Raw genomic sequence first — 8426 nt, 5'->3', positions numbered from 1 at the left:
CTTTGGAGCGAATGGTGGGTGATGACGGGATCGAACCGCCGACATTCTGCTTGTAAGGCAGACGCTCTCCCAGCTGAGCTAATCACCCTTCGCTTTCGGTGTGGCGCGCATTCTACGGAGCGTCCTCAAAGCTGGCAAGCACTTTTTAATTTAATTTTTTCAGGCCTTCCAAAGGCTTAGCGAAGGGTTGGCCTATGGCGCCGCGAAGAGAATAATGCCCCCCTTTGTATAAAGGAGAGACTCACCCCATGTGGTTCAAAAACCTGCTTATCTATCGCCTGACCCAAGATCTGCCTTTTGATGCCGAGGCGTTGGAAACTGCACTGGCCAGCAAACTGGCGCGTCCATGTGCAAGCCAGGAGTTGACCACTTACGGTTTCGTCGCGCCGTTCGGTAAAGGCGAAGACGCACCTCTGGTGCACATCAGCCAGGATTTCCTGCTGATCGCCGCGCGCAAGGAAGAACGCATCCTGCCAGGCAGCGTCGTACGCGATGCCCTGAAAGAAAAGGTCGAAGAGATCGAAGCCGAACAAATGCGCAAGGTCTATAAAAAGGAACGGGACCAGCTCAAGGATGAAATCATCCAGGCATTTCTGCCTCGCGCGTTCATTCGTCGCTCGTCCACCTTCGCTGCCATCGCACCGAAACAGGGTCTGATCCTGGTCAACTCCGCCAGCCCGAAACGCGCCGAGGACCTGCTCTCCACTCTGCGCGAAGTCCTCGGCTCGCTGCCGGTACGCCCACTGACCGTGAAAACCGCACCCACCGCCATCATGACCGACTGGGTCAAGACCCAGAAAGCCGCCGACGATTTCTTCGTGCTGGATGAATGCGAGCTGCGCGACACTCATGAAGATGGCGGCATTGTGCGTTGCAAGCGTCAGGACCTGACCAGCGACGAAATCCAGTTGCACTTGAACACCGGCAAGGTGGTGACCCAACTGTCGCTGGCCTGGCAGGACAAGCTGTCTTTCGTGCTCGACGACAAAATGGTGGTCAAGCGCCTGAAATTCGAAGACTTGCTGCAGGATCAGGCGGAACAGGACGGCGGCGACGAGGCCCTCGGCCAACTGGACGCCAGCTTCACGCTGATGATGTTGACGTTTGGCGAGTTCCTGCCGGCGCTGGTAGAAGCGTTGGGTGGTGAAGAGATGCCTCAGGGGATCTGACAGCCCAATGATTACCCTTGTGGGAGCGAGCCTGCTCGCGATGGCAGAGTGACAGTTACCGACAGGTTGCCTGATACTCCGCCATCGCGAGCAGGCTCGCTCCCACAGTGTTTTTGTGGTGCTACTTAATAATAAGGATCAGGTCATGCGCGCACTGGCTGCATTGAGTCGTTTTGTCGGCAATACCTTCGCTTACTGGGTGCTGTTTTTTGCCGTGCTGGCATTCTTGCTACCGCAATGGTTCGTCGACCTGAAAGTCGCCATCGTCCCCTTGCTGGGGCTGGTGATGTTCGGCATGGGCCTGGCGCTCAAGCTGGAGGACTTTGCCGAAGTGGGCCGTCATCCAGGGCGGGTGGTCCTGGGGGTGATTGCACAATTTGTCATCATGCCTGGCGTGGCGTGGCTGCTCTGCCAAGTATTCAGCCTGCCACCGGAGATTGCCGTCGGGGTGATTCTGGTGGGTTGCTGTCCGAGCGGCACCTCCTCCAATGTCATGACCTGGTTGGCCCGCGGCGACCTGGCTTTGGCCGTGTCGCTTTCGGCCATCACCACCCTGCTCGCGCCTTTGCTGACCCCGGCGCTGATCTGGCTGCTGGCTTCCGCCTGGTTGCCGGTGTCGTTCTCGGCGCTTTTCTGGTCGATCCTGCAGATCGTACTGCTGCCTATCGTGCTAGGCATCGTTGCTCAACGCCTGCTGGGAGAGCGGGTTCGTCACGCGGTGGAAGTGCTGCCGCTGATCTCGGTAGTGAGCATCGTGATCATTGTGGCGGCGGTAGTGGCGGCCAGTCAGGCGAAGATCGCCGAGTCCGGCCTGCTGATCATGGCGATCGTTATGCTGCATAACAGCTTCGGTTACCTGTTGGGTTACTTCACCGCTCGCCTGTTCGGGTTGCCACTGGCCCAGCGCAAGACCTTGTCGCTGGAGGTGGGCATGCAAAACTCCGGTCTGGGCGCAGCCCTGGCCAGTGCGCATTTCTCGCCGCTGGCGGCGGTGCCCAGCGCGCTGTTCAGCGTCTGGCACAATATTTCCGGGGCGCTGCTCTCGACGTATTTCCGCCGTATGAGCGAAAAGCAGGACCGTGAACTGCTCGCCCGCCAAGCGGCGGACTGAAAGACAGACTTGATCGAGTGGTCAATAATGGGCAATCTATATGCCCATCGCGGGGACGACCCCGCCACTCGATCGACCTAAATCCGGGGACGACCCCATCCATCGATGGAGGTGTGTGATGTCCTGGATCATTCTGTTTTTTGCCGGCCTGTTCGAAGTCGGTTGGGCTGTCGGCCTGAAGTACACCGACGGTTTCAGCCGCCCGCTCCCTACCGTATTGACCGTTGCGGCCATGGCTATCAGCCTTGGCCTGCTGGGCCTTGCGATGAAGGAATTGCCTCTGGGCACGGCCTATGCCATCTGGACCGGTGTCGGTGCCGTGGGCACGGTGATTGCCGGAATCATTCTGTTTGGTGAATCCATGGCGCTGGTTCGGCTGGCCAGTGTGGCGTTGATCGTTGCCGGGTTGATCGGACTTAAGGCCAGCGCCTGAGCTCACCTGCAGGAACAATCTCTGTAGACATCTAGGCTTGTAGGGCTAGACCTGTGGGAGCAAGGCTTGCCCGCGAGGCGGTCTCAAGGACGCTATCGCGAGCAAGCTTTGCTCTCACATACCTACTTTCACAAGGCGTCTCTCGTTATCTGACAGCCCCGCGCAACTCCCCCACCAACGCCTGCAACTTCGCCGGTTCCGCCACCTCAACGGCGACCGCCGGCCCCGCCACCAACGTCACCCGCGACCACAACCGGCGAAACAGCCCCTTGTTCGGGTCACGACTGAAGAAACTGCCCCACAATCCCTGCAACGCCAGGGGAATCACCGGCACGGGGGTTTCCTGAAGAATGCGCGTCAGTCCGCCCTTGAACTCATTGATCTCACCATCGGCCGTCAATTTTCCTTCGGGGAAGATGCACACCAACTCGCCGTTCTGCAGGTATTGAGCGATGCGCGTAAAGGCGCTTTCGTAGATATGAATGTCTTCCTGGCGCCCGGCAATCGGAATCGTCCCGGCGGTGCGAAAGATGAAATTGAGCACTGGCAGGTTGTAGATCTTGTAGTACATCACGAAGCGAATCGGCCGACGCACCGCGCCACCGATCAGCAACGCGTCGACGAAGGACACGTGATTGCAGACCAGCAGCGCGGCGCCTTCATCGGGAATCGCATCCAGGTTGCGATGTTCCACGCGGTACATGGAATGGCTCAGCAGCCAGATCATGAAACGCATGCTGAACTCAGGGACGATTTTGAAGATGTAGGTGTTCACGCCAATGTTCAGCAGTGACACCACCAGGAACAGCTGGGGAATCGACAGTTCCAGCAAGCCCAGCAGGACAATGGAGACAATCGCCGAGACCACCATGAACAGCGCGTTGAGAATGTTGTTGGCGGCGATGACCCGCGCCCGCTCATTCTCGGCGGTGCGCGACTGGATCAGTGCGTACAGCGGCACGATGTAGAAACCACCAAAGACACCGAGCCCGAGGATGTCGATCAGCACCAGCCAGGCGTGGCCGAAACCGAGCACTTCGAGCCAGCCGTAGCCCTCGGCACTGCCAGGAATTCCGCCGGAATGCCACCACAACAGCAGCCCGAATACGGTCAGGCCGAACGAGCCGAAGGGAACCAGGCCGATCTCGACTTTACGCCCGGACAGCTTCTCGCACAGCATCGAACCCACGGCGATCCCCACCGAGAACACCGTCAGGATCAAGGTCACCACGGTTTCATCACCGTGCATCCAGTCCTTGGCGTAGGCCGGGATCTGTGTCAGATAAATCGCCCCGACAAACCAGAACCACGAGTTGCCGACAATGGAGCGGGACACCGCAGGGGTTTGTCCCAGGCCCAGTTTAAGCGTGGCCCAGGACTGGCTGAAAATGTTCCAGTTCAGGCGCATCTGCGGTGAAGCTGCCGCCGCCCGCGGAATGCCGCGACTCGCCAGGTAACCGGCTACGGCGATAACGACAATCGACGTTGCCACCACCGGCGCGTAATGCGCCGAGGACATCATGATCCCAGCGCCGATAGTGCCCAAGAGGATCGCCAGGAATGTGCCCATCTCCACCAGGCCATTGCCGCCGACCAGTTCGTCCTCGCGCAGCGCTTGCGGCAGGATCGAATATTTCACCGGCCCGAACAGCGCCGACTGGGTACCCATGGCGAACAGCGCCGCCAGCATCAACCACAAGTGATCGAACAGGAAACCCACCGCGCCGATCGCCATGATGGCGATTTCGCCGAATTTGATCAGACGAATCAACGCATCCTTGGCGAATTTTTCCCCGAACTGCCCTGCCAGTGCCGAGAATAAGAAGAACGGCAAGATAAACAGCAGCGCACACAGATTGACCCAGATCGAGCGGTCGCCCTCGATGGTCAGCCGATAGAGAATCGCCAGGATCAACGACTGCTTGAACACGTTGTCGTTGAACGCGCCAAGGGACTGTGTGATGAAAAACGGCAGGAAACGCCGCGTGCGGAGCAAGGTGAACTGCGAGGGGTGACTCATCTTCCATGTTCCTGAGTGGCGTGGTCGCTTATTGGAATGAGGTTTTTCGATCCAGGCCACACATTACCTGTCTTTAACGATTATTTCGCCAGCCCCGCAATGCATGGCGACACGAACAGCTCACCGTGCCAGGCGCCGAGCACCGTGCGGCGGCCGACGATCAGCCACATCACCGCCAGCATCGCCACCAGTACACAACCGAACACAGTAAAAAAACCCAGGCTCAGCAAGCTCGCCAGCTTCAGCGTTGCCAGCGCATACACGCCCAAGGGGAAGGTAAAGCCCCACCACCCGAGGTTGAACGGGATGCCAGTGCGCAAATAGCGTGCGGTGATCAGCAGCGCCATCAGCATCCACCAGAACCCGAAGCCCCACAGGGTGATACCGGCCACCACGCCCACGCCGGCGGCGACTTCACCTAAGCCCGGCAAGCCATTGGCGGCAAAAATCAGCGGCGCATCGCCTCCCAGCAACAACATGCCCAGAGCACCGGTCCCGATCGGGCCGAGGGCCAGCCAGCTGGAGGCGGCCATGTTTTCGTGGGGTAGTTTGTGCAGGGCCATGCGCAGCAGCAAAATCGTCAGGATGCTGAACGCTACGGGTAGGGAAAATGCCCAGAGGATGTAGCTGGTGACCAACATCACCAGTTGCGAATGAGCGTCTGCCAAATGCGGTGCCAACAACCCACCACTGGCGGCGGCGACTTCAGCGGCCACCACGGGCAATAGCCACACGGCGGTCATCTGGTCGATTCGGTGTTCCTGGCGGGTGAACATCAAAAACGGAATCAGCACGCCGCAGGCCAGGGCCATCGCCACGTCGATCCACCACAACGTTTCAGCCAGCAGCACTACGCCCTCGCCCCAACGCGGTAAACCGAATACCAACAAACCATTGATGAGGGTTGCCAGCCCCATGGGAATGGTGCCGAAAAACATCGAAACCGTTGAATGACCGAAAATCCGCCGGGCCTCGTCGAAGAACAACACCCAACGAGCGGTGTACAGCCCGGTGAACAACATGAACAACAGGACATTGAACAACCATACCCCTTCGGCCAGGACGCGCAGGCCTGGGACATCCCCCGGCCATTGCGCCAGGGCCAGGGCCAATACGCCGGTGCCCATGACGACAGCAAACCAGTTAGGTGTGAACTGGCGAATGGCTTCCAATGGCCTGGGCAAATGACTGAGTGGGCGCAAACGGTTGGTTGCAGCACAGCATGGCATGGCGAACTCCTGCTCTGGGACGAGATAGAGCCATGCTAGATTCAAATCGAATATCTATATAACGGGTAATATCTCTATATATTATCGATTATGCAAATAGTGATCAGATACTGCCCTTGGTCTCGATCACCAGAATTCTCGCCTCTCCCAATGGCTTGGCCAGATGTTCGGTGCCCACCGATGCATAGAAAATATCCCCCGCACTCAGCAAGGTATCTTTTTCGATACCGTCTTCCCGATAGCACATCTGCACTTGCCCATCGAGCACCACGAAGACTTCCTGACCTTCATTGATGTGCCATTTGTAGGGCTGATCGGTCCAGTGCAGACGCGTGGTAATGCCGTTCATGTCGGCGATATCCAACGCCGCCCAGGCGCGGTCGCCGGTGAAGGATTTGCTGCGGATGATGTTCAACCCAGATCGCCCCAAAGGAAACACACAGGCGCCAAGGTTAACCCAAACCAGGCGCTGGCCGCGCCTGACGCGACAGCCCGAGCAAGGCGACGGTCGACAGCACAATCAACACCGCGCCATAGCCATCGGTGGTCGGGATCAGCCCAAAGACCCGGGTCAGGCTTCCCGCCAGCAGCGACGGCAGGCTGAAAGCCAGATAGCTGAGGACATAAAACGCTGACATCAACCCGGCCCGTTCATGGGGCAAGGCCAACGGCATGATGCTGCGCAATGCTCCCAGAAAGCCCGCGCCGAAACCGCTGCCAGTGACCAGCGTGCCGACGAAGAACAACGGCAAGCTAGCAGCGTGCACTGCGAGCAATACCAGCACCAGACCGACCATCAACAGGCTGGCGGCCAGGCGCAGCATTTTGTCGGCCATCTGGTTGCGCAGCGTGTAGATACTCAACGCTCCGGTGAGCGTCAGCACCGCCACCAGCGCGCCGCCAATCAGGTTGGAGGTGGTGCCGGTTGCGACCCGCACCAATGACGGCGCCAGTGATAAGTAGAAGCCGCCCACCGCCCAGGCCACCAGGTTCAAGGGCAGTATCAGCCACAAGGCGCGCCGTGCCTGGATCGGCACATGCAAGGTGGGGCGCAAAGATCGCCAGGCACCGGGCTGCGGGCTGACGCTCTCGGCCAGAAACCAGAGGTAAATGGCCTGGATCAGGAACAATCCCAGCAGAATCCAGTACGTCAGTTGCAGGGGCAACGGCGCGAACTCGGCCAACATGCCGCAGCCAAATGCTCCGCAAGCCATGCCCAGCAAGGGCGCGACGCTGGTGATCAGCGGACCTTGCCGACGATCGAAGTCCAGCAAGGCAGCGCCAAGCACACTGGTGGCCATGCCCGTCGCGAAGCCCTGAATCAACCGCGCACCGATCAACCAGGCGATACTGTCGGCGTTGATAAACAGCAGCATTGCCAGCATGTTGAGCAACAGCGCTACGAAAATCACCGGTTTGCGTCCCAGATAATCCGACAACGAACCCACGGTCAGCAACGCCGCTAACAGACTGAACGCGTACACACCGAAAATCAGCGTCAGGACCCCAGGGGAAAATTGCATTTGTTCCTGGTAGAGGTGATACAGCGGGGTTGGCGCACTGGACGCTGCGAGGAAACCGAGCAGGGTGATCGCCAGGAATATCAGACTGGCACGGGTCGAAGCTGGACGGGACATGGGCACACTCCACAAGGCGATCCACAAAAGCTAATTTTTTGCTTTTGCGGAGTGTGCTATCGACGCGCGCTTAAAGCAAATTCTTTGTGTTAAGGTCCGATCCATGGCTATTAAAGAAGGTTTACGTCCCGGCGGCAGAAGCGCCCGGGTACAAGAGTCGATTCATTCGGCGGTTCGCAGCCTGCTCCAGGAGCAGGACCGCGCCACCCTGACCGTGCCGCAAATCGCGGCCCGCGCAGGCGTAACCCCGTCCACCATTTACCGGCGCTGGGGCGACCTGCCGGCATTGCTGGGCGACGTCGCGATTGCCCGCATGCGCCCGGACTGCGCACCGCTGGACACCGGCAGCCTGCGCGGGGATCTTCGCGCCTGGGCCGAACAGTACCTGGACGAAATGAGCTCCGAGCCCGGTCGCAACATGATGCGCGACATTCAGGCCTGCGCCACGCCGGGCTATTGCGTGGGAATCATCAGCGGCCAGTTGCAGACCATCCTGGATCGCTATCCTGACGAGCCAAACCCCGGGGTCGAGCGACTGATCAATGTGGTGGTCGCGCCGACGGTGTTTCGCATCCTCTTTGCCACCGCGCCGTTGGCGGTTGAGGAGTTGTATCGGTTGGTGGATATCGCGTTGGCCCAGTAATACCGCCATCGCGAGCAGGCTCGCTCCCACATTTGAGCAGTTGTGAATACAAAATCCATCTTCGCCGAAGATCCAGTGTGGGAGCGAGCCTGCTCGCGATGAGGCCGACCAGCACACCCCATGCCCCATTGCTGAGCGCAACCGGCGATACCTCGACACGCCTCGACCTTGGTCGACACTGACG

Annotated in this window: 8 protein-coding genes and 1 tRNA gene; 4 read left to right on the top strand and 5 right to left on the bottom strand. The window is 59.3% G+C overall.

Features of this window, described 5'->3' with window-relative positions; all coding sequences use genetic code 11:
* Positions 1-12: 12 nt before the first annotated feature.
* Positions 13-88, bottom strand: a tRNA-Val gene (locus GSM73_RS24860).
* A 160-nt stretch (positions 89-248) separates the two neighbouring features.
* Here GSM73_RS24860 and rdgC point away from each other — a divergent pair.
* From rdgC to sugE, 3 genes are all read left to right on the top strand, one after another.
* Positions 249-1169 carry a recombination-associated protein RdgC gene (rdgC, locus tag GSM73_RS24855; protein WP_047228694.1) on the top strand — a complete coding sequence of 307 codons (921 nt, stop codon included), beginning with the start codon at positions 249-251 and terminating at the stop codon, positions 1167-1169.
* A 145-nt stretch (positions 1170-1314) separates the two neighbouring features.
* Entirely contained in the window at positions 1315-2280 is a 966-nt protein-coding gene (locus GSM73_RS24850; protein ID WP_107321747.1) for a bile acid:sodium symporter family protein, read from the top strand.
* A 118-nt stretch (positions 2281-2398) separates the two neighbouring features.
* Entirely contained in the window at positions 2399-2713 is a 315-nt protein-coding gene (gene sugE, locus GSM73_RS24845) for a quaternary ammonium compound efflux SMR transporter SugE (protein ID WP_047228696.1), read from the top strand.
* A 145-nt stretch (positions 2714-2858) separates the two neighbouring features.
* Here sugE and GSM73_RS24840 read toward each other — a convergent pair whose 3' ends face one another.
* The 4 genes from GSM73_RS24840 to GSM73_RS24825 form a co-directional block, all read right to left on the bottom strand.
* Positions 2859-4733 carry an MFS transporter gene (locus tag GSM73_RS24840; protein ID WP_160894119.1) on the bottom strand — a complete coding sequence of 625 codons (1875 nt, stop codon included), beginning with the start codon at positions 4731-4733 and terminating at the stop codon, positions 2859-2861.
* Positions 4734-4813: 80 nt separating this feature from the next.
* On the bottom strand, positions 4814-5962 hold the full coding sequence (locus tag GSM73_RS24835; RefSeq protein ID WP_160894117.1) for a TDT family transporter: 1149 nt from the start codon (positions 5960-5962) through the stop codon (positions 4814-4816).
* A gap of 103 nt (positions 5963-6065) precedes the next feature.
* Positions 6066-6377, bottom strand: coding sequence for a cupin domain-containing protein (locus GSM73_RS24830; protein ID WP_076383771.1), 312 nt, complete (start codon positions 6375-6377; stop codon positions 6066-6068).
* A gap of 37 nt (positions 6378-6414) precedes the next feature.
* On the bottom strand, positions 6415-7599 hold the full coding sequence (locus GSM73_RS24825; protein WP_076383770.1) for an MFS transporter: 1185 nt from the start codon (positions 7597-7599) through the stop codon (positions 6415-6417).
* Positions 7600-7702: 103 nt separating this feature from the next.
* Here GSM73_RS24825 and GSM73_RS24820 point away from each other — a divergent pair, with 103 nt between their 5' ends.
* Entirely contained in the window at positions 7703-8242 is a 540-nt protein-coding gene (locus tag GSM73_RS24820; protein ID WP_076383769.1) for a TetR/AcrR family transcriptional regulator, read from the top strand.
* Positions 8243-8426: the final 184 nt, after the last annotated feature.

The organism is Pseudomonas sp. PICF6, assembly GCF_009831705.1.
GTDB classification, from domain to species: Bacteria; Pseudomonadota; Gammaproteobacteria; order Pseudomonadales; family Pseudomonadaceae; genus Aquipseudomonas; species Aquipseudomonas rhizophila.
The sequence above is the reverse complement of the archived record's forward strand: the minus strand, read 5'-3'. Positions and strand labels throughout refer to the sequence as shown.

Coding starts and splice junctions, on each gene's coding strand:
- GSM73_RS24835 (WP_160894117.1), bottom strand. CDS start 5,962: ATGCCATGCTGTGCTGCAACCAACCGTTTGCGCCCACTCAGTCATTTG.
- sugE (WP_047228696.1), top strand. CDS start 2,399: ATGTCCTGGATCATTCTGTTTTTTGCCGGCCTGTTCGAAGTCGGTTGG.
- GSM73_RS24840 (WP_160894119.1), bottom strand. CDS start 4,733: ATGAGTCACCCCTCGCAGTTCACCTTGCTCCGCACGCGGCGTTTCCTG.
- rdgC (WP_047228694.1), top strand. CDS start 249: ATGTGGTTCAAAAACCTGCTTATCTATCGCCTGACCCAAGATCTGCCT.
- GSM73_RS24825 (WP_076383770.1), bottom strand. CDS start 7,599: ATGTCCCGTCCAGCTTCGACCCGTGCCAGTCTGATATTCCTGGCGATC.
- GSM73_RS24850 (WP_107321747.1), top strand. CDS start 1,315: ATGCGCGCACTGGCTGCATTGAGTCGTTTTGTCGGCAATACCTTCGCT.
- GSM73_RS24820 (WP_076383769.1), top strand. CDS start 7,703: ATGGCTATTAAAGAAGGTTTACGTCCCGGCGGCAGAAGCGCCCGGGTA.